The organism is Pseudomonas sp. M1, assembly GCF_022760135.1.
In the GTDB taxonomy this organism is placed as follows: Bacteria; Pseudomonadota; Gammaproteobacteria; order Pseudomonadales; family Pseudomonadaceae; genus Pseudomonas; species Pseudomonas citronellolis.
The window spans coordinates 6,525,886-6,545,296 of sequence record NZ_CP094343.1; the positions used below are offsets into that span (position 1 = coordinate 6,525,886).

The 19,411-nt window shown below is 68.8% G+C and carries 16 protein-coding genes; 9 read left to right on the top strand and 7 right to left on the bottom strand.

Features of this window, described 5'->3' with window-relative positions:
* Window positions 1-92 precede the first annotated feature (92 nt).
* Together oadA and PM1_RS29055 are read right to left on the bottom strand one after the other, a co-directional pair.
* Window positions 93-1,901: a sodium-extruding oxaloacetate decarboxylase subunit alpha gene (oadA, locus tag PM1_RS29050; protein ID WP_009614930.1), complete on the bottom strand. Its 1,809-nt coding sequence runs from the start codon at window positions 1,899-1,901 to the stop codon at window positions 93-95.
* A 16-nt stretch (window positions 1,902-1,917) separates the two neighbouring features.
* Window positions 1,918-3,333, bottom strand: coding sequence for an acetyl-CoA carboxylase biotin carboxylase subunit (locus PM1_RS29055; RefSeq protein ID WP_009614928.1), 1,416 nt, complete (start codon window positions 3,331-3,333; stop codon window positions 1,918-1,920).
* 235 nt (window positions 3,334-3,568) lie between these two features.
* Here PM1_RS29055 and PM1_RS29060 point away from each other — a divergent pair, with 235 nt between their 5' ends.
* A complete protein-coding gene (locus PM1_RS29060; protein ID WP_099049017.1) occupies window positions 3,569-4,504 on the top strand; it encodes a LysR family transcriptional regulator in 936 nt (311 codons plus the stop codon).
* Here PM1_RS29060 and PM1_RS29065 read toward each other — a convergent pair.
* Entirely contained in the window at window positions 4,458-4,670 is a 213-nt protein-coding gene (locus PM1_RS29065; RefSeq protein ID WP_009614925.1) for a PA3496 family putative envelope integrity protein, read from the bottom strand. The genes PM1_RS29060 and PM1_RS29065 overlap by 47 nt on opposite strands.
* Before the next feature lie 112 nt (window positions 4,671-4,782).
* Window positions 4,783-5,670 (bottom strand): transcriptional regulator HexR, encoded by an 888-nt coding sequence (gene hexR / locus PM1_RS29070; protein ID WP_009614923.1) that lies wholly within the window; start codon window positions 5,668-5,670, stop codon window positions 4,783-4,785.
* A 107-nt stretch (window positions 5,671-5,777) separates the two neighbouring features.
* Here hexR and zwf point away from each other — a divergent pair, with 107 nt between their 5' ends.
* Entirely contained in the window at window positions 5,778-7,247 is a 1,470-nt protein-coding gene (gene zwf / locus PM1_RS29075; protein WP_225617219.1) for a glucose-6-phosphate dehydrogenase, read from the top strand.
* 403 nt (window positions 7,248-7,650) lie between these two features.
* Complete coding sequence (gene trhP, locus PM1_RS29080; RefSeq protein ID WP_009614915.1) at window positions 7,651-9,009, top strand: prephenate-dependent tRNA uridine(34) hydroxylase TrhP; 1,359 nt, start codon at window positions 7,651-7,653, stop codon at window positions 9,007-9,009.
* Window positions 9,010-9,329: 320 nt separating this feature from the next.
* On the opposite strand, the gene PM1_RS29085 is transcribed toward trhP, so the two are convergent.
* The gene (locus tag PM1_RS29085; RefSeq protein ID WP_009614913.1) at window positions 9,330-10,049 is read right to left on the bottom strand and encodes a DUF3142 domain-containing protein; all 720 of its coding nucleotides are present in this window, start codon (window positions 10,047-10,049) and stop codon (window positions 9,330-9,332) included.
* A 7-nt stretch (window positions 10,050-10,056) separates the two neighbouring features.
* Complete coding sequence (locus PM1_RS29090) at window positions 10,057-12,246, bottom strand: outer membrane assembly lipoprotein YfiO (protein WP_009614912.1); 2,190 nt, start codon at window positions 12,244-12,246, stop codon at window positions 10,057-10,059.
* 237 nt (window positions 12,247-12,483) lie between these two features.
* Here PM1_RS29090 and nirK point away from each other — a divergent pair, with 237 nt between their 5' ends.
* The 6 genes from nirK to PM1_RS29120 all read left to right on the top strand — a co-directional run bounded on the left by nirK (window position 12,484) and on the right by PM1_RS29120 (window position 17,015).
* Window positions 12,484-13,632 carry a copper-containing nitrite reductase gene (gene nirK / locus PM1_RS29095; RefSeq protein WP_009614910.1) on the top strand — a complete coding sequence of 383 codons (1,149 nt, stop codon included), beginning with the start codon at window positions 12,484-12,486 and terminating at the stop codon, window positions 13,630-13,632.
* Between the two features lie 48 nt (window positions 13,633-13,680).
* Window positions 13,681-14,493 (top strand): SUMF1/EgtB/PvdO family nonheme iron enzyme, encoded by an 813-nt coding sequence (locus PM1_RS29100; protein WP_009614908.1) that lies wholly within the window; start codon window positions 13,681-13,683, stop codon window positions 14,491-14,493.
* 70 nt (window positions 14,494-14,563) lie between these two features.
* The gene (locus PM1_RS29105; protein ID WP_009614906.1) at window positions 14,564-15,295 is read left to right on the top strand and encodes a Crp/Fnr family transcriptional regulator; all 732 of its coding nucleotides are present in this window, start codon (window positions 14,564-14,566) and stop codon (window positions 15,293-15,295) included.
* 78 nt (window positions 15,296-15,373) lie between these two features.
* The gene (ytfE, locus tag PM1_RS29110) at window positions 15,374-16,045 is read left to right on the top strand and encodes an iron-sulfur cluster repair protein YtfE (protein ID WP_009614903.1); all 672 of its coding nucleotides are present in this window, start codon (window positions 15,374-15,376) and stop codon (window positions 16,043-16,045) included.
* Between the two features lie 101 nt (window positions 16,046-16,146).
* Window positions 16,147-16,830, top strand: a complete 684-nt coding sequence (locus tag PM1_RS29115; protein ID WP_009614901.1) for a Crp/Fnr family transcriptional regulator — start codon at window positions 16,147-16,149, stop codon at window positions 16,828-16,830.
* Between the two features lie 2 nt (window positions 16,831-16,832).
* Entirely contained in the window at window positions 16,833-17,015 is a 183-nt protein-coding gene (locus PM1_RS29120) for a hypothetical protein (protein ID WP_009614899.1), read from the top strand.
* A gap of 508 nt (window positions 17,016-17,523) precedes the next feature.
* Here PM1_RS29120 and PM1_RS29125 read toward each other — a convergent pair.
* Window positions 17,524-19,371 carry a nitric oxide reductase activation protein NorD gene (locus tag PM1_RS29125; RefSeq protein WP_009614897.1) on the bottom strand — a complete coding sequence of 616 codons (1,848 nt, stop codon included), beginning with the start codon at window positions 19,369-19,371 and terminating at the stop codon, window positions 17,524-17,526.
* Window positions 19,372-19,411 lie beyond the last annotated feature (40 nt).

The following is a 19,411-nucleotide window of genomic DNA, read 5'->3' on the forward strand; positions in this document are numbered from 1 at the left end:
GCGCCGGAAGGTGATGGCTTTCGCAAAGGCAAAAAAAGGGGGAGCATCGTGCTCCCCCGGGGACTGAACCTTGAGACCCGTCTGTCCGTCGGTCAGCCTTCAATCTCGATCAGCACCTCGCCCGGGTTGACGCGGTCACCCTTGGCTACGTGGATCGCCTTGACGGTGCCGGCGATGGGCGCCTGCACCTCGGTTTCCATCTTCATGGCTTCGGTGATCAGCACGGCCTGGCCGGCCTTCACGCTGTCGCCTTCCTTCACCAGCACGTCGACGATGTTGCCCGGCATGGTGGTGCTGACGTCGCCCGGCGCGCTGGCGTGCTTGCGCTTGTTGCCGCCGCCGCCGATGAACTCGTTGAGCGGCTCGAACACCACTTCCTCGGGCATGCCGTCGATGGACAGGTAGAAGTGGCGCTTGCCGTCGGTCTTAACGCCAACGCCGGTGATGTCCACGCGGTAGCTCTCGCCGTGCACGTCGACCACGAACTCGGTCGGCACGCCTTCGCCGCCGGCCGCGGCCACGCCGTTGCCGGTGGGGATCGGCAGCAGTTCCTCGGGCTTCAGCGCGCCGGCCTCGCGTTCCTCGAGGAACTTGCGGCCGATGTCCGGGAACATGGCGTAGGTCAGCACGTCCTCTTCGGACTTGGCCAGCGCGCCGATCTCGCCGCGCAGCTTGTCCAGCTCGGGCTTGATCAGGTCGGCCGGGCGCACGTCGATGACTTCCTCGTTGCCGATGGCCTGGCGCCGTAGTTGCTCGTTGATCTGCCCCGGGGCCTTGCCGTAGCGGCCCTGCAGGTACAGCTTCACCTCGTTGGTGATGGTCTTGTAGCGCTCGCCGGCCAGCACGTTGAAGAACGCCTGGGTGCCGACGATCTGCGAGGTCGGGGTGACCAGGGGCGGGAAGCCCAGATCCTCGCGCACCCGCGGGATCTCTTCGAGCACTTCGGCCATGCGGTTGAGGGCGCCCTGCTCCTTCAGCTGGTTGGCCAGGTTGGAGATCATGCCGCCGGGCACCTGGTTGACCTGCACGCGGGTGTCCACGCCGGTGAATTCGCTTTCGAACTGGTGGTACTTCTTGCGCACGGCGTGGAAGTACATGCCGACTTCCTGGATCAGCTCCAGGTCCAGGCCGGTGTCGTAGGGGGTGTTGCGCAGCGCCGCGACCATCGACTCGGTGCCCGGGTGGCTGGTGCCCCAGGCCATGCTGGAGATGGCGGTGTCGATGCGGTCGGCGCCGTTCTCCACGGCCTTGAGCTGGCACATGCTGGCCACGCCGGCGGTGTCGTGGGAGTGCACCACCACTTCCAGGGGCAGGGCGTCCTTCAGAGCCTTGACCAGGTCGCCGGTGGCGTAGGGGGTCAGCAGGCCGGCCATGTCCTTGATGGCGATGGAGTCCACGCCCATGGCCGCCATGGCCTTGGCCTGGGCGACGAAGGCGTCGATGGTGTGCACCGGGCTGGTGGTGTAGCAGATGGTGCCCTGGGCGTGCTTGCCGGCGGCCTTCACCGCCTCGATGGAGACGCGCAGGTTACGCACGTCGTTCATCGCGTCGAAGATGCGGAACACGTCGATGCCGTTGACCGCGGCCTTGGCCACGAAGGCGCGCACCACGTCGTCGCTGTAGTGGCGGTAGCCCAGCAGGTTCTGCCCGCGCAGGAGCATCTGCAGGCGGGTGTTGGGCAGCGCGGCCTTGAGCTTGCGCAGGCGCTCCCACGGGTCTTCCTTGAGGAAGCGCACGCAGGCGTCGAAGGTGGCGCCGCCCCAGACTTCCAGCGACCAGTAGCCGACCTTGTCGAGCTTGTCGCAGATCGGCAGCATGTCCTCGGTGCGCATGCGGGTGGCCAGCAGCGACTGGTGCGCGTCGCGCAGGATGGTATCGGTAACGGAAATTTTCTTGCTCATGTTCTGAATCCTTCCCCTACAGGCCAGCGTGGGCGGCAATGGCGGTAGCGATGGCGATGGCCAGGTGCGACGGGTTGCGCTTGATCGAGTACTGGGTCAGCTCCGGGTGGCTTTCGACGAAGCTGGTGTTGAACTGGGCGCTGCGGAACTCCGGGTTCTTGAGGATTTCCTGGTAGTAGGGCGCGGTGGTCTTCACGCCTTGCACGCGCATGTCGTCCAGGGCGCGCAGGCCGCGGTCCAGGGCCTCTTCCCAGGTCAGTGCCCAGACGATCAGCTTCAGGCACATGGAGTCGTAGTACGGCGGGATGGTGTAGCCGGTGTAGATCGCCGTATCGGTGCGCACGCCGGGGCCGCCGGGCGCGTAGTAGCGGGTGATCTTGCCGAACGAGGGCAGGAAGTTGTTCTTCGGGTCCTCGGCGTTGATGCGGAATTGCAGGGCATAGCCGCGGTGCTGGATGTCTTCCTGCTTGACCGAGAGCGGCAGGCCGGAGGCCACGCGGATCTGCTCGCGGACGATGTCGATGCCGGTGATTTCCTCGGTGATGGTGTGCTCCACCTGCACCCGGGTGTTCATCTCCATGAAGTACACCTCGCCATCGGCGAGCAGGAACTCCACGGTGCCGGCGTTCTCGTAGCCCACGGCCTTGGCCGCGCGCACCGCCAGGTCGCCGATGTAGGCGCGCTGCTCGGGGGTCAGCTGCGGGCTGGGGGCGATCTCGATGAGCTTCTGGTTGCGGCGCTGGATCGAGCAGTCGCGCTCGAACAGGTGCACGGTGTTGCCGAAGGAGTCGGCGAGGATCTGCGCCTCGATGTGCTTCGGGTTGACGATGCACTTCTCGAGGAAGACTTCCGCGCTGCCGAAGGCCTTGGTGGCCTCGGAGATGACGCGGGGGAAGTTCTGCTCCAGCTCCTCGCGGCTGTTGCAGCGGCGGATGCCGCGGCCGCCGCCGCCGGAGGTGGCCTTGAGCATCACCGGGTAGCCGATGCGCTCGGCCTCGGACAGCGCCTCGGCGAGGTCGGCGACGTTGCCCTCGGTGCCCGGGGTGCAGGGCACGTCGGCGGCGATCATGCTGCGCCGCGCCTCGGTCTTGTCGCCCATGCGGCGGATCACTTCCGCCGACGGGCCGATGAACTTGATGCCGCGCTCGGCGCAGATTTCCGCAAGCTCGGCGTTCTCGGAGAGGAAGCCGTAGCCCGGGTGCAGGGCGTCGCAGCCGGTTTCCACCGCCAGGTTCACCAGGGCGCGCGGGTTGAGGTAGCCGGCCAGCGGGTCGGCGCCGATGCTGTGCGCCTCGTCGGCGCGCTTCACGTGCAGGGCGTGGCGGTCGGCGTCGGAGTAGACGGCCACCGAACGGATGCCCATCTCGGCGCAGGCACGCACGATGCGGACAGCGATCTCCCCACGGTTGGCGATCAGGATTTTCTTGATCACTTGCGGTTTCCCTCGACCGGGGCTCGTGGACCCGGCACTTGAACCAATCGGCAATCCGCCGCGGAGCGATCCACGGCGGTTCGGCGCAATGCCGGAGCAGGGTTCCGGCGTTTTTTTACCCTACGCGGGATCGAGGATTACCCAAAATCAATATTTATTGGGATAGCCATAATTTTTGACTTATAGTCGAGCGAACTGACCCGTGCGGGAGCCGGTGCGAATGCGTAAGTCCTTGATGCGAATGACACTTCGCCAACTGCAGGTGTTCCGTGCGGTGTGCGAGAGCCGTTCCTACAGCCGCGCCGCGGAGGAAATGGCGCTGACCCAGCCGGCGGTCAGCCTGCAGATCCGCCAACTGGAGGAGCTGGTCGGCCAGCCGCTGTTCGAGTACATCGGCAAGAAGCTCTACCAGACCGACGCCGCCGACGCCCTGCTGCGCGCCAGCACCGACATCTTCCAGCGCCTGGAAGTGCTGGACATGCAGCTCTCCGACCTCAAGGGCTCGCTGCAGGGCCAGCTGCGCCTGGCGGTGGAGTCCAGCGCCAAGTACATCACCCCGCACCTGTTCGCCGCCTTCCAGAAGCAGCACCCGGACGTCAGCCTGCACCTGACCGTGGTCAACCGCGCCCAGGTGATCAAGCGCCTGTCGGACAACCGCGACGACCTGGTGATCATGTCCCTGGTGCCGCAGGACATGGCCCTGGAATTCCTGCCCTTCCTGAACAACCCGATAGTCGCGGTGGCGCCGCCCGACCACCCGCTGTGCAGCGCCGCCAAGCTGTCGCTGAAGGACCTGGAATCCTGGCCGCTGCTGATTCGCGAGCCCGGTTCGGGCACGCGCAAGGCCTGCGAGGAACACTTCCAGCAGAAGCGCGCGCACTTCCCGCAGACGCTGGAATTCGCCTCGCTGGAAGGCTCACGGGAAGGGGTATTGGCCGGCCTCGGCCTGGCCCTGCTGCCGCGCCACGCGGTGAGCCGCGAACTGCGCGCCGGGCTGCTGCGCGAACTGCCGGTGGAGGAACTGCCGCTCTACCGCAGCTGGTGCCTGGTGCACGCCCGCGGCAAGCGCCTGAGCCCGGTGGCCCAGGCGTTCGTCGCCTTCATCCGCGAGGAGCGCGCGCTGATCAGCCAGCTGGCCGAGCGTTTTTCACTAACCCCCGCGCCGAATTGAGATAATTCGCGGCGATCAGGTCGGGATAGTCGGACATCTCGCGGTCGAGGCGCTGCGCCTCCAGGCGCTCCTCGATGGCCCGGCGGAACTGCATGCGGCGCTGATCCTCGAGCTTGCGGCGGGTCTTGCTGTCCAGGTGCTGGGTGTTGTCGATATGGCGTTGCATCTCGCATCTCCCAAGGCCGAAGGGCTGGAGACGCCAGGATGCTGACGACGGATGACAATTTGAGGGCGCGGCGGTGAAGCCGCGGTGACGCCGACGAGTGGTCGGCGCCGGCTCAGGACGTCTCTTCCGGCCGCGGCTCCTCGTGGCTCTTCACCACCTTGGGCGACAGGCGCAGGCTGCGCAGGCTGCGCTTGACGCTCTTGAGGTGGTTGACCAGGTCCGGGCCGCGGGCCATGGCCACGCCCATGGCCAGCACGTCGATCACCACCAGGTGGGCGATGCGCGAGGTCAGCGGGGTGTAGATGTCGGTGTCTTCGTGGACGTCCACCGCCAGGTTCACCGTGGCCAGGTCGGCCAGCGGGGTCTGGCTGGGGCACAGGGTGATGAGGGTCGCGCCGGCCTCGCGGACCAGGTTGGCGGTCACCAGCAGGTCCTTGGAGCGGCCGGACTGCGAGATGCAGATGGCCACGTCGCTGGGCTTGAGGGTCACCGCCGACATCGCCTGCATGTGCGGGTCGGAATAGGCCGCGGCCGAGAGCAGCAGGCGGAAGAACTTGTGCTGGGCGTCGGCGGCCACCGCGCCGGAGGCGCCGAAGCCGTAGAACTCCACGCGCTGGGCGTGGGCGATGGCGGCGATGGCGCGCTCCAGGGCGTGGGTGTCGAGCTTCTCGCGCACTTCCATCAGCGAGTGCAGGGTGGTGTCGAAGATCTTCAGGCTGAAGTCGGTGACCGAGTCGCTTTCGCTGATCGCGAACTGGCCGAAGCTGGCGCCGGCGGCCAGGCTCTGCGCCAGCTTCAGCTTGAGGTCCTGGAAGCCGGTGCAGCCGATGGCGCGGCAGAAGCGCACGATGGTCGGCTCGCTGACGCCCACCCCGTGGGCGAGGTCGGCCATGGAGCTGTGCATGACCGAGGCGGGGTCCTGCATCACGTGATCGGCGACCTTGAGTTCCGACTTGCGAAGCAGATGACGCGACTGGGCAATGTGCTGCAACAGGTTCACTGGGCTGGACTCGGCTATGATCGGCGGAAGGGATGTAGTCTGCTTGTAGTTATACTACAAGTCAGGTGGTCACGCCCAGGCAATAAGTGGTGGAGCAGTACCTGATGATGTCCGAAACTTCCGCATTTCCCCTTTCCTGCGACATTCTGGTGTTCGGTGGCACCGGCGACCTGGCGCTGCACAAGCTGCTGCCGGCGCTCTACCACCTGCACCGCGAGGAGCGCCTGCCGGCCGACACCCGCATCCTCGCCCTGGCCCGCAGCCAGCGCTCGCAGGAGGCCTACCTGGCGCTGGCCGAGCGGCACTGCCGGGCGCAGGTGGCGCGGGCCGACTTCAGCGTCGCCGACTGGCAGAGCTTCGCCACGCGCCTGGACTACCTGGCCATGGACGCCGCGCAGAGCGCCGACTTCAGCCGCCTGCGCCAGCGCCTGAAGTTCGGCCACGAGCGCGTGCTGGTGCACTACCTGGCCACCGCCCCGGACCTCTTCGCGCCCATCGCGCAGAACCTCAAGGTCGCAGGCCTGGCCGGGCCGAACACGCGCATCGTGCTGGAGAAGCCGCTGGGCCATTCGCTGGAGTCGGCGCGGGCGATCAACCAGGCCATCGGCCAGGTGTTCGACGAGTCGCGGGTGTTCCGCATCGATCACTACCTGGGCAAGGAGACGGTGCAGAACCTGCTGGCCCTGCGCTTCGCCAACACCCTGTTCGAGCCGCTGTGGCGCAGCGCCTACGTCGACCACGTGCAGATCAGCGTCAACGAGACCCTCGGCGTGGAGAACCGCGGCGCTTACTACGACCACGCCGGGGCCATGCGCGACATGGTGCAGAACCACCTGCTGCAGCTGCTGTGTCTGGTGGCCATGGAGGTGCCGGTGCACTTCGACGCCGAGTCGGTGCGCGACGAGAAGCTGAAGATCCTCCAGGCCCTGCGCCCGATCGGCGGCCTCGACGTGCAGGACCGCACCGTGCGCGGCCAGTACGGCGCCGGGCGGATCGGCGGCCAGGAGGTGCCGGCCTACTGGTTCGAGAAGAACGTGGACAACGACAGCGACACCGAGACCTTCGTCGCCCTGCGCGCCGAGATCGACAACTGGCGCTGGGCCGGCGTGCCCTTCTACCTGCGCACCGGCAAGCGCATGGCGAAGAAGTGCTCGGAGATCGTCATCCAGTTCAAGCCGGTGCCCCACGCCCTGATCGGCGACGGCAGCGGCCCGGCCAACCGCCTGTGGATAAGGTTGCAGCCGGAGGAGCGCATCAGCCTGCAGCTGATGACCAAGACCCCCGGCAAGGGCATGCGCCTGGAACCGGCCGAGCTGGACCTGAACCTGGCGCAGACCGCCAGCCCCGGCAAGCGCCGCTGGGACGCCTACGAACGCCTGCTGCTGGACGTGATCCAGGGCGACTCGACGCTGTTCATGCGCCGCGACGAGGTGGAGGCCGCCTGGCGCTGGATAGACCCGATCATCGCCGGCTGGCAGGAGCACTACCAGCGCCCGCGGCCCTACCCCGCCGGAAGCAATGGCCCGGAGCAGGCGCAGATGCTGCTGGAGCTGCAGGGGCGGCGGTGGTTGGAGTGAGGTTGAGCTTTTTGTGTAGGAGCGAGCTTGCTCGCGAACGGGGCTTCGCCGGCAATTTCGGTGCTTGACCTGGAGAGCGCCCTCTCCCTAACCCTCTCCCTGAAGGGAGAGGGGACTGTCCGTGCCAAGCGTCATACCGGCGCTCGCCTGCAGCCTCGGCGTTGCAATGAGCTTCGACATTACGCTTCACGCCATACGGCCCCCTCTCCCTTCAGGGCGGGGCGCGCAGCCGAGGGCTGGGGAGAGGGAGCGGAGTCAATCCAAAGCTCCGCTGCAGCCAGGAAACCCCATTCGCGAGCAAGCTCACTCCTACGAAAAGCCCCACCAACATTGACCCCGCTCAGGGCACCAAACCCCCGCCCCCGCTAGAGTGTGGCGTTTTATCCACAACCGTCCCCACGCCATGCTCCAAGCCCCCGAACTGCTCTCCCCCGCCGGCTCACTGAAAGCCATGCGCCACGCCTTCGCCTATGGCGCCGATGCCGTCTATGCCGGGCAACCGCGCTACAGCCTGCGGGTGCGCAACAACGAATTCGACCTGGCCAACCTGGCCGTCGGCATCGCCGAGGCCCATGCCCTGGGCAAGCGTTTCTACCTGGTGGTGAACATCGCCCCGCACAACGCCAAGCTGAAAACCTTCCTGGCCGACCTGGAACCGGTGCTGGCCCTGGGGCCGGATGCGCTGATCATGTCCGACCCGGGGATGATCATGCTGGTGCGTCAGCATTTCCCCGCGGCGAACATCCACCTCTCGGTGCAGGCCAACGCGGTGAACTGGGCCAGCGTGGCCTTCTGGCGCGACCAGGGCCTGAGCCGGGTGATCCTGTCCCGCGAGCTGTCGCTGGAGGAGATCGGCGAGATCCGCGAGAAGGTCCCGGACATGGAGCTGGAGGTGTTCGTCCACGGCGCCCTGTGCATGGCCTACTCCGGGCGCTGCCTGCTGTCGGGCTACATCAACCGCCGCGACCCCAACCAGGGCACCTGCACCAACGCCTGCCGCTGGCAGTACCAGGCGCACCCGGCGCGGGAGGACGAACTGGGCCAACTGGTGCGCGAGCCGACCCTCGGCGAAGGCGCGCCCAGCGACGCGGTGTTCCTGCTGGAAGAAGGCAACCGCCCCGGCGAATTGATGGAGGCCCACGAGGACGAGCACGGCACCTACATCATGAACTCCAAGGACCTGCGCGCCATCCAGCACGTGCAGCGCCTGGCCGAGATGGGCGTGCACTCGCTGAAGATCGAGGGCCGCACCAAGTCGCACTACTACGTGGCGCGCACCGCCCAGGCCTACCGCAAGGCCATCGACGACGCCGTGGCCGGCCGGCCCTTCGACCGTGGCCTGATGGACGAGCTGGAGTCCCTGGCCCACCGCGGCTACACCGAGGGTTTCCTGCGCCGCCATGTGCATGACGAGTATCAGAACTACCAGTACGGCAGCTCGCGGGCGGAGCGCCAGCAGTTTGTCGGGGAGTTCACTGGCGCCCGCCGTGGCGACCTCGCCGAGGTAAGGGTGAAGAACCGCTTCGCGGTGGGTGACAGCCTCGAACTCATGACGCCGGGTGGGAACCGTACGCTGCGGCTGGAACGTCTGGAGAATGCTCGTGGTGAAGCCATCGAGGTGGCGCCGGGCGATGGGCACGTCGTGTATCTGCCGGTGCCGGAGGAGGTGGGGCTGGATTATGGGTTGCTGATGCGGGATCTGGTGGAGCGGCCGGTGAAGGCGGGGTGTGGGGGGAGTTGTGGTTGCGGAGGTTTTTCGTAGGAACGAGGGGGACGCCTAGTTCTTGCTCGCGAACGGGGGCTTCGCCGGCAATCTCGGCGCTTGACCTGAAGAGCGCCCTCTCCCTAACCCTCTCCCTGAAGGGAGAGGGGACTGTTCGGCGTGCTTGGGTATTCCTGAGTCAGCCGGCAACACCGAAGGTTTCCGACTGAAACCATCACTTCTCTCGGCACGGACTAGCCCCCTCTCCCTTCAGGGAGAGGGCTGGGGAGAGGGAAAAGAGTCAACCCGAAACACTGCAGCCACCGACAAACTCCGTTCGCGAGCAAGCTCGCTCCTACAAAATCCCCCCGACCACCAACTCACGGATTCTGCAAAAACACCACATACCCCCGGAACCACGGGCTGCGCTCCAGATACTCCGGCGCCTGCCACTGCCCGTACTGCGCCAGGCCGATGCGGAACGGCAGCTGCAGGCGCGCCACCCTGGGCAGGTAGCGCTGGTAGTCGGGAATCGTCCGGCGCCCCTGGTAGGTCTGCACCACCACCTCGTCCACCACGTCCTTGAGTTCATTGATGGTCGCCGGCTCCGCGTTGCTGCTCCAGTCCAGCAGGCCGGTGATGCTCAGGCGGTATTCGATCGGCAGGCGCCGGCGGAAGTCGCGCAGGAAGGCCACGTATTCGTGGAGGTAGCGGGTGCGGGCGTCGAAGTCGATCTGCACGCCCAGCAGCGGGTTGCCGGCGCGCTGCCAGCGGCGCAGCTGGGCCAGCAGGGTGGCGTAGCTGTCCTCGCTCCAGCGCAGGCTGTGGGCGCGGTAGACCAGCCACACCTGGCCCGTGCGCAGGCGCGGCATGGCGATGCCCTGAGCGTGCAGGCGCGCCGGTTGTTCGGGGGCGCCGCGCGGGGCGCTGACCTGGCCTTGCAGCACGTACAGCGTGCGCGCCTGGCGCAGCACCGGCTGGGCCTGCACGCCGCCCCACAGCCAGAAGGCGTCGTAGTCGGCGGCGTCCACCACCCCGGCGCGGGCCGTAGCGCTCCACAGCAGCAGGCCCAGCGCCAGGCTCTTCGCGGCCAGGCCCATGGCGGGGCTACCAGTAGTACTTCAGCGATTTCGCCCAGGGCGTATCGGCGTACTGCGTCTTCAGCGTGCGGAACCAACGCTTGCGCTGCGCCGGGGCGATGTCCTGCTTGCCGCAGCCGTTGTAGCCGCTGGGCGCGTAGCAGTTGATCGCGCGGTACAGCGCGTAGGCCTTGTCGTCGCTGCCGGCCTGGTCGTCGGCGATCACCTTCAGGTAGCCGTCCAGGCGCGAGTAGGGCTCGCCTTCGAACAGCGACGGGCTGCCGCCCAGTTCGCGCACGCCGGGCTGGTTGTCCAGCGGGAAGCTGTCGAGGTTGTTGCGCAGGATGAACTCGCCGAAGCAGTTCAGCGCCTGCGGCGGCTGCGGCTCCTGCTGCAGGGCCAGGGCGAGGTCGCGGATGGCCGGGCAGTCGTAGCCGGAACTGCCCTTGCCGCCCGGCCACTGGAACAGGCTCAGCGGCTGCCCGCCGCCATAGACGAAGCCGAGGCTGGCGCTCAGCGGCTTGGTCGAGGGCTCGGCCGGCAGCAGCGCGAGGTCGTTGACGAAGTTGCCGTAGCGGCCGTGCAGCAGGTCCTTGTACAGCAGGGTGAAGAGCGCGGTGTCGCGCTCCTCGGCCGGCGCCGTCTCGGACTTCACCTGCTGGCGCAGCAGCTCGGGGCCGGCGATGTGGCGCAGCAGCAGCTCGCGGATGGCCGGGGTGCGCACCGGCGAGTTCTCCGCATAGACCTTCACCAGGCGGTCGCTGCGCTCGTAGTTGAAGGCCAGCGCCAGTTCCAGCTGCTCGCGCTGCAGCGGCTGGCGGGCCAGCGGCAGCAGCTGCAGCCAGAGCTTCTCCGCGCCCAGCCAGTCGTTGCCGGCCTCCAGGGCGAAGCCGCGCAGGGTCTGCTGGCTGAAGGCGAGGTAGTCGAGCTTCTGCGGCAGGGCCTTCGGCAGCTGTTCGGCCGCCTTGGCCGGCTGTTCCTCGACGTACAGCTGCCAGGCGGCCAGCAGGTAGTCGTGCAGCCCCGGCAGCTCGGCGAACAGCGGCTTCTGCGCCTGCAGCCCGGGCAGGTCGAGGGCGCGGCCCTCGCCGGCTTCGTGGTGGCGCATCTGCATCAGGTCGAGCACCACCAGCAGGCGCGGGTCCTTGACCTCGGCCGGGTGCGCGCTGACCAGCAGCTTGTTGTCCACCTCGGCGATCAGCTGGGCCTGGTCGGCGTTGCCCTGGGCCGCTTCCGGCTGGGCGAACAGCCAGGCGTACTCCGCGGCCAGACGCCCGGGGTCGTTCATCAGCCAGTACACGCGGCGCATCAGGCCCTTGGCCGAGGTGGCGTAGCGGCCCTGTGGATAAGCCTGCAGGTAGGCCTTGAAGTCGCTCTCGGCGACCTTCAACGCGGCCTGGTCGACCTTGCGCAGGTCGGGGTAGCCCATGTCGTCGAAGGCGTTCTGCTGCGCCTGGTTGAGCTGGCTGCGGCCAAGCATGTAGCGCGCCGTCTCGCGCAGCCACGGCAGCCGGCTGTCGTGCAGGGCCTGGAAGCTCTTGCGCGCGGCCGGGAAGTGGCCGCTGTAGAAGGCGGCGACGCCCTGCAGGTAGCCGGCGAAATCGCGCCCGGCGGGGGAATCCACGTCCTTGGGCAGCAGACCGGCGAGCTGCGCGTCGTCCCACTGGCAGCCCTGCAACAGGGCCAGGCGCGCCCGCGCCAGGCCCTGCCGCTCGGCGGGCGGCAGGTCGGCGGCCAGCAGCTGGGCGAGGAAGTCCTGGGCGGTGGCCGGGTTGTTGCTGCGGCAGCGGCTGCCCTCGCCGCTGGCGAAGCGCTCGCCCTCGGCCGGCACCGCGTCCGCCGGCAGGCCGATGCGCACCGCCAGCTCCGCCAGGGGCGCCGCCGGCTTGGCCGCGGCGGCCGCTGCGGGCTCCACGGTCATGGGTTCGTCGAACAGGCGCGTCAGCGGGAAGGGCACCAGGCCGTAGCCCAGCTGCTGCTCGTCATCGGACAGCGCCTTGACCGGCAGGCTGGCGCGGCCGGCATCGGCCAGCAGCAGCTGCAGGTTGACCCGGCTGTCGTTGCCGGGGCTGAGGAACGGCAGGCTGTTGCACACGTCCAGGGTGTCGCGCTTGAGGTTCCAGCTCGGGTAGCAGGAATCGTCGCTGCTGGCGTAGGCCTGCTGCGCGGCAAGCACGCCGAAGGTGAGGGCCAGGAGGGGGAGTCCACGCGGGCGCATGCAAGGTCCTTGTCCGTTGGGGCCCGCGCCTTGGCGCGGGGAATTCGCTCTTTGGGCTGGAATCTTACCTCGGCGCACAGGCACTTGCCGCATTCACACAGGCGCCGTAGGAAAAACCAGACGGCGCGCTGCGGCAGATTGTCCAGCTGCGCCGCTATTTGCTGCGGCGCAAAGAAGGTTTTCGCCCAAGGGGTTTCCCTGTGGACAACGCAATCTCGTCCATTAGGAGAAGTACCCATGGCTGACCTGGAAAAAACGCCTTTCTCGCGCCGTAGCCTGCTCGCCGGAGCCGTCGCGCTCGGCGTCGCCGGCTCGGTCCTCGGCAGCGGTCTGGCCTTCGCCAAGGAGTCGGCGCCGCTGCAGACCGGGCCGGCGCCGGACCTGTCGAAGCTGGCCAGGAGCAAGGTCGAGCTGCTCGCCCCGCCCTTCGTCCATGCCCACGAACAGCGCACCAGCGCCAAGCCGCGGGTGGTGGAGTTCCGCATGGTCATCCAGGAGAAGGACCTGATCATCGACGACGACGAAACCCACGTCCACGCCATGACCTTCGATGGCTCGGTGCCCGGCCCGCTGATGGTGGTGCACCAGGACGACTACGTCGAACTCACCCTGGTCAACCCGGCCAGCAACAGCATGGCCCACAACATCGACTTCCACGCCGCCACCGGCGCCCTGGGCGGCGGCTCGCTGACCATCGTCAACCCCGGCGAGCAGGTCAAGCTGCGCTTCAAGGCCACCCGCCCCGGCGTGTTCGTCTACCACTGCGCGCCCGGCGGGATGATGATCCCCTGGCACGTGGTCTCGGGCATGAACGGCGCGATCATGGTGCTGCCGCGCGACGGCCTGAAGGACCGCGACGGCCGCCCGCTGAAGTACGACAAGGTGTTCTACATCGGCGAGCAGGACTTCTACGTGCCGCGCGACAAGGACGGCAAGTTCAAGCGCTACGCCACGCCCGCCGAGAGCTTCAACGACACCATGCAGACCATGAAGGGGCTGATCCCCAGCCACGTGGTGTTCAACGGCCGGGTCGGCGCCCTGACCGGCAAGAACGCGCTGACCGCCAAGGTCGGCGAGACCGTGCTGATCGTCCACTCCCAGGCCAACCGCGACACCCGCCCGCACCTGATCGGCGGCCACGGCGACCACGTCTGGGCCACCGGCAAGTTCGGCAACCCGCCGGAGGAAGGCCTGGAGACCTGGTTCATCCCCGGCGGCGCCGCCGGCGCGGCGCTGTACACCTTCCGCCAGCCGGGCCTGTACGCCTACCTCAACCACAACCTGATCGAGGGCGTGGCCCTGGGCGCCACCGCGCACTTCCAGGTCGAGGGGCAATGGGACTCCGACCTGATGAGCCAGGTCGAACCGCCCTCGCCCATCAAGTGACGCCACCGGCCGGCCCGCGAGGGCCGGCCCCGCCACGAGGGAACGCCGATGCGCAAGGCGCTGATCATCGCCCTTCCGCTGCTGCTGGTGGCCATCGCCCTGGGCGCCTGGCTGCCGCGCAGCGACCCGAGCCTGGCGCCGGAGACCGTCAGCCTGACGCCGCGGGAATACCGCTTCCGCCCCGCCGGCGACTACTGGCGCGACGCCCGCCCGGTGGACGCGCCGCTGCGCAGCGAACGCCTGGTTCCGCGCTTCGCGGTGATGAAATACCAGGTCAGCCGGGCCGAATACGCCCGCTGCGTGGACGCCGGCGCCTGCCTGGCGCTGGACGGCCAGGCCGCCACACCCGGCGCCGACCTGCCGCTCACCGGCGCCAGCCTGCTGGACGCGCAGCTCTATGCCGAGTGGCTGTCCAAGCGCACCGGCCAGCGCTGGCGCCTGCCCAGCGATGAGGAATGGGCGTTCTTCGCCGGCTCGCGCTGGGCCGACGACGCCCTGCGCATCGACGACGACGGCCGCAACCCGGCGCGCCGCTGGCTGGCGCGCTACCGCTTCGAGGCCGCGGCGGCCAGCGAAGGCCCGGCCCGGGCACAGCCGCGCGGCAGCCATGGTCTCAACGAACTGGGCGTGGCAGACCTTGCGGGCAACGTCTGGGAGTGGACGCAGAGCTGCCACACGCGGATCAGCCTGGATGCCGATGGCGCGGAAAAGAGCCGCGTCGAGGCCTGCTCGATCCGCATCGCCGAGGGCCGCCACCGCGCCGCCATCAACGAATTCGTCCGCGACGCCCGCGGCGGCGGCTGCAGCGCCGGGCAACCGCCGGACAACCTGGGTTTCCGCCTGGTCAGAGAGCTGCCTTGACTTGATCCCACTCAAGTTTCGCCACCCCGCGAAACGGGTATGCTGCGGCGGGCCCCAGGGAATCCCGAGCGTGAGCGACAAGCCGACGATCAACCGCGCCTGGCTGGCGAACCTGCCACCCTTTGCCAACTGCACCCGCGAGGAACAGGACGACATCCTCCGCCCAGCCAGCGTGCTGCCGCTGCACTGCGGCGCCACGGTGTTCGAGCAGGGCGAGCCGGCCGAGCACTTCTATCTGCTGGTGCACGGCCGCCTGAAGGCCACCCAGCTGACCTGCGACGGCCAGCGCGTGCTGGTGCGCCTGGTCAACCCCGGCGACCTGTTCGGCTTCGTCCGCGCCCTGGGCCGCGAGGACTACCCCGCCAGCGCGACCGCCACCCAGGAAAGTCTGGCGCTGGCCTGGCCCACCGCGCTGTGGGAACCGCTGCTGGCGCGCCACCCCGGCTTCGCCCTGAACACCGTGCAGGCCATCGGCGTGCGCCTGCAGGAAGCCCACGTGCGCTTCTGCGAACTGGCCACCGAGGAAGTCGAACGCCGCGTCGCCCACGCCGTGCTGCGCCTGGTGCGCAGCAGCGGCCGGGCGGAATCCGAAGGCGTGCGCATCGACTTCCCGGTCAGCCGCCAGGACATCGCCGAGATGACCGGCACCACCCTGCACACCGTCTCGCGCATCCTCTGCGCCTGGGAAGGCCGCGGCCTGGTGCGCAGCGGCCGGCAGAAGCTGCTGGTGCGCAACCCGCAGCAGCTGCTGCACATCGCCGAGGGCGACGACGAACGGGAAACCGCGCACTGCGACGCTTGACCGCAATCAAGGAGCCCGGAGCACCGCCCTTCCTAGACTGGCGCCTGCCTACCGCACCGACTCCCGAGGCCCGCCGCCATGCACGACAACCTGACCGAACGCACCCTCAGCGACCTGGCCTGCAGCCTGCCCGGCAGCACCAGCCTGTTGCGCGACTACAAGCTGGACTTCTGCTGCGCCGGCCAGCGCAGCCTGCGCGAAGCCGCCAGCGAACTGGGCCTGGACGCCGAGCGCATCGCCAGCGAACTGCGCGCCCTGCGCCCGGCCAGCGAAGAGCGCGACTGGCGCCAGGCGAGCAACGCCGAACTGATCGAGCACATCCTCGAACGCTACCACCAGCGCCACCGCCAGCAGTTCCCCGCGCTGCTGCCGCTGGCCCAGCGCGTGGAGCGCACCCACGCCGCGCACCCGCACTGCCCCCACGGCCTGGTGGCGCTGCTGGAACGGATGCAGGAAGAACTCGAGTCGCACATGTGCAAGGAAGAGCACATCCTGTTCCCCTGGCTGAACCAGGGCGTGCCGCTGCTGCACGTGCAGGGGCCGATCGGGGTGATGCGCCACGAGCACGACGAACACGCCCAGTCCCTGGCCGCGCTGGCCGAGCTGACCGACGACCTGACCGCCCCGGCCAACGCCTGCACCACCTGGCGCGCGCTCTACGCCGGGCTGGAGGAGCTGCGCCGCGATCTGATGCAGCACATCCACCTGGAGAACAACCTGCTGTTCGTCGGCGCCAACCGGCCGCAATGACCATTCATCGGCCGGAGGCCGGCGTGACAGCATGCCTCACCCCCCAACCCGCGCATGGCGAGCATACTGGGCGGATGTCCCCTGCCCAGGAAAGCTCCGCCATGCAGTCCCAGCGCGTCCACCAGCAGATCCTGCGCGGGCATCACCTGTTCGATGCCCTCGACGAGGCGCAGCTGGAACAGCTGCTCGCCACCTGCCAGCTGCTCAACCTCGACAAGGGCGACAAGCTGTTCCACCAGGGCGAGCCGGCGCATGCGTTCTTCTTCGTGATATCCGGCGCGGTGAAGATCTTCCGGCTGACCCCGGAGGGCCAGGAGAAGGTGCTGGAAGTGGTGGTCGGCCGGCAGACCTTCGCCGAGGCCATGATGTTCATGGACACCCCCGACTACGTCGCCTCGGCCCAGGCGCTGGAGCCGACGCAGGTCTACCGCTTCGCCAACCGCACCTACCTGGAGCTGCTGCACAGCAACCCGCAGCTGCCCTTCGCCCTGCTCGGCACCCTGTGCATCCGCCTGCACCGGCGGATCAACGAGATCGAGACGCTGTCGCTGAAGAACTCCACCCACCGGGTGGTGCGCTACCTGCTGACGCTGCTCAACCGCCACGGCGACGCCGACCTGCGCTTCGACCTGCCGATGGCCAAGCAACTGGTGGCCGGGCACCTGTCGATCCAGCCGGAAACCTTCTCCCGCGTGCTGCGCCGGCTGATCGACGAACGCATCATCGACCTGCAGGGCCGCACCGTGCAGGTCCTCGACCCGCTGCGCCTGGAGCAGTTCGAATAGGCATGCGCCAGTGCCTGTATTGCCAGCAGGCCAGTCCCGACGACCAGGCCGACTGCCCGCACTGCGGCATGCCGCTGCCGGCCGAACAGGCGCTGGCCAGGCAGAGGCGGCTGCGTCGGTTCCGGGTTTTCTGCGTCATCCTCGCGCTGTTCTGCGTGGCCATGGCGGTCTGGTTGCCGCGCTAGGCGTCCCGAAACCGGCCTGCCGGCCGGATCGCGGATGAATCCGCTCCTACAGGCGGGCTCGAAGCCCCGTAGGATGGGTTGAGCGGAGCGATACCCATCGCCACGACCGCATGGGTTTCGCAAGCTCAACCCATCCTACGAAAAGCACTCCGGCGCAGCCGGCAAGACGCTTGCTCCTACGCTGTTTCCGGGTTCGCACTGCGCCGAGGTGCTTTTCGTAGGAGCGAGCTTGCTCGCGAACGGGGTTTCCGGCGACGCAGGTGTTGGGCTCAAGAGCACCCTCTCCCCAACCCTCTCCCGCAAGCGGGAGAGGGGGCTGTCCTGAGCGGCCGGTAAATCGGTCGCGAACGGGTCTCGCTGCGGGGGTTGGTTCGCGAGCAAGAACTGGGCACCCCCCTCGCTCCTACAAAGGGCTGTCCACCGCCTCACTCGCCACGTCGTTCCCCTGTAGGAGCGCGCCCTGCGCGCGATTCGCGGGCAGGGCCTGCTCCTACAATGGCGCACGGCCTCACTCGCGGCGGCGGGTCAGCTGGCGGTACAGCTGCGGCAGGCGCAGCGGCAGCTGGGCCGGGTCGTGCAGCATCTGGTAGCCCTGGTGGCCGAACAGGTGCGGCAGGTAGTCCGCCGCCTCTCGGTCGATGGTCAGGCAGAACGGCAGCACCCCGGCGCGGCGGGCTTCCAGCACCGCCTGGCGGGTGTCCTCGATGCCGTAGCGGCCCTCGTAGCAATCCAGGTCGTTGGGCTTGCCGTCGGTGAGGATCAGCAGCAGGCGCTGGCGCTCGCCGCGTTCGAGCAGCAGTTGCGTGGCCCGGCGGATCGCCGCGCCCATGCGTGTGTAGTAGCCGGGGCGCAAGGCGCGGATACGGCCGCGCACGGCGTCGCCGTGGCGTTCCTCGAAGCTCTTCAGCTGGGTCAGGCGCACGTGGTGCCGGCGCAGCGAGGAAAAGCCGTATAGCGCGAAACGGTCGCCCACCGCCTGCAATGCTTCGCCGAACAGCAGCAGGCTGTCGCCGATCAGGTCGATGACGCGGTGGCGGTCGTCCAGGTGCGCGTCGGTGGACATCGACAGGTCGGCCAGCAGCAGGCAGGCCAGGTCGCGGCGGGTTTGCCGGCGTTCGAGGAACAGGCCGGTCTCGGCGCAGGCGCCCAGGCGCCGCTCGACGCTGAAGTCCAGCCAGGCCTGCAGGTCCGGCTCGCTGCCCTGGGGCTGTCGGCGCAGCCACTGCGGTTGCTGGCGCAGGCCCTCGAACTGGCGGCGCAGGCGCCGGGCGATGGGCGCCAATGCGTCCGGCAAGGGCGCCGGCGCGGCATCGCGCGGCAGCATCGGTTGCAGGCAGACGTGGTCGGGCTGCAGGCACCCGCGCCGGTAGTCCCACTCCGGCAGGCGGATGCCCTCGCCCAGCGGCAGGTCGTCGTATTCGGCCGCCGGCAGGTCCAGGTCCAGGCGCAGGCCGCCGCCCTTGCGCTGGCGTTGCCGGGACAGGCTCAGGTGGTCGAGGTCCTCGGCCACCCGCGCGGCGTCCAGGTCCTCGCTGTCGTCGCCGGCGCGGTCCAGCTCGACGTGCTCGGACCAGCTGAACAGGTTCTCCAGGCGGAACAGCAGCAGGCCGCCGCGCCCCGGGTCCTGTTCGGTGCGCTCGCCACGCTTGCGGGCGATGCCGTTGCGGGCGTCGCCCGCCGGCCTGCCCTGCTCGTCGCCGTCGACCAGTTCGGTGCGCTGCGGTGCCGCCAACTGCTGCGGTGGATACAGCCATAACGGCAGCGGCCAGGGCGCGCGCTCGCTGCGCGGCAGGCGGAGGACGCTGCCCGGCTCGCGCAGGGCCTGGCGCAGCGCGCGCTCCAGCACCGCCTCGGCCGGCGGCAGCTGGGCCGGGTCCGGGCGCAGCGGCAGCAGCGCCTCCACCAGGCGTTCATAGCGCGGGCGCAGCAGCGGGTAGCGCTGCAACACGGCGAGGGTCCAGGCCTGGTTGTCGCCGGCCCAGTGCCGCAGCGGCTGGCTGTGCGCCGCGAGCAGCGCCAGCCAGCGGTAGAGTTCACGATTCAGTTGCGCATCCGGGTAGACCGCCAGGCTGGGCGGCAGGCGCAGGGAGTCGGCGTCGAACCAGGCCACCGGCAGTTGCTGGCAGGTGCCGGCCACCTGTTGCAACAGGCTGCGGCGCACCAGCAGTTCGCGCGGGCTGGCCGCCTCCACGCCGACGCCGGCCTCGCCGCCGGTGCCGCGGAACAGCAGCAGCAGGCTGCGGCGGACCTCGTCCAGGCTCACCGCCGCGTCCTCGAAGGTCGGGCTCGCGCGGCGGGTGATGAAGCGGTGCCAGGCGCGGCCGAAGCCTTCCTCCAGTTCCAGGTGAATGGTCATCGCGGCCTCGCGAAAAAAGGGCCCGCTGCCAGGCAGACGG

Bases quoted from the DNA above. Each gene is read 5' to 3' on its own strand.
- oadA (WP_009614930.1), bottom strand. From the start codon at position 1,901: ATGAGCAAGAAAATTTCCGTTACCGATACCATCCTGCGCGACGCGCAC.
- PM1_RS29060 (WP_099049017.1), top strand. From the start codon at position 3,569: ATGCGAATGACACTTCGCCAACTGCAGGTGTTCCGTGCGGTGTGCGAG.
- PM1_RS29065 (WP_009614925.1), bottom strand. From the start codon at position 4,670: ATGCAACGCCATATCGACAACACCCAGCACCTGGACAGCAAGACCCGC.
- zwf (WP_225617219.1), top strand. From the start codon at position 5,778: ATGTCCGAAACTTCCGCATTTCCCCTTTCCTGCGACATTCTGGTGTTC.
- trhP (WP_009614915.1), top strand. From the start codon at position 7,651: ATGCTCCAAGCCCCCGAACTGCTCTCCCCCGCCGGCTCACTGAAAGCC.
- PM1_RS29085 (WP_009614913.1), bottom strand. From the start codon at position 10,049: ATGGGCCTGGCCGCGAAGAGCCTGGCGCTGGGCCTGCTGCTGTGGAGC.
- PM1_RS29090 (WP_009614912.1), bottom strand. From the start codon at position 12,246: ATGCGCCCGCGTGGACTCCCCCTCCTGGCCCTCACCTTCGGCGTGCTT.
- nirK (WP_009614910.1), top strand. From the start codon at position 12,484: ATGGCTGACCTGGAAAAAACGCCTTTCTCGCGCCGTAGCCTGCTCGCC.
- PM1_RS29100 (WP_009614908.1), top strand. From the start codon at position 13,681: ATGCGCAAGGCGCTGATCATCGCCCTTCCGCTGCTGCTGGTGGCCATC.
- ytfE (WP_009614903.1), top strand. From the start codon at position 15,374: ATGCACGACAACCTGACCGAACGCACCCTCAGCGACCTGGCCTGCAGC.
- PM1_RS29115 (WP_009614901.1), top strand. From the start codon at position 16,147: ATGCAGTCCCAGCGCGTCCACCAGCAGATCCTGCGCGGGCATCACCTG.
- PM1_RS29120 (WP_009614899.1), top strand. From the start codon at position 16,833: ATGCGCCAGTGCCTGTATTGCCAGCAGGCCAGTCCCGACGACCAGGCC.
- PM1_RS29125 (WP_009614897.1), bottom strand. From the start codon at position 19,371: ATGACCATTCACCTGGAACTGGAGGAAGGCTTCGGCCGCGCCTGGCAC.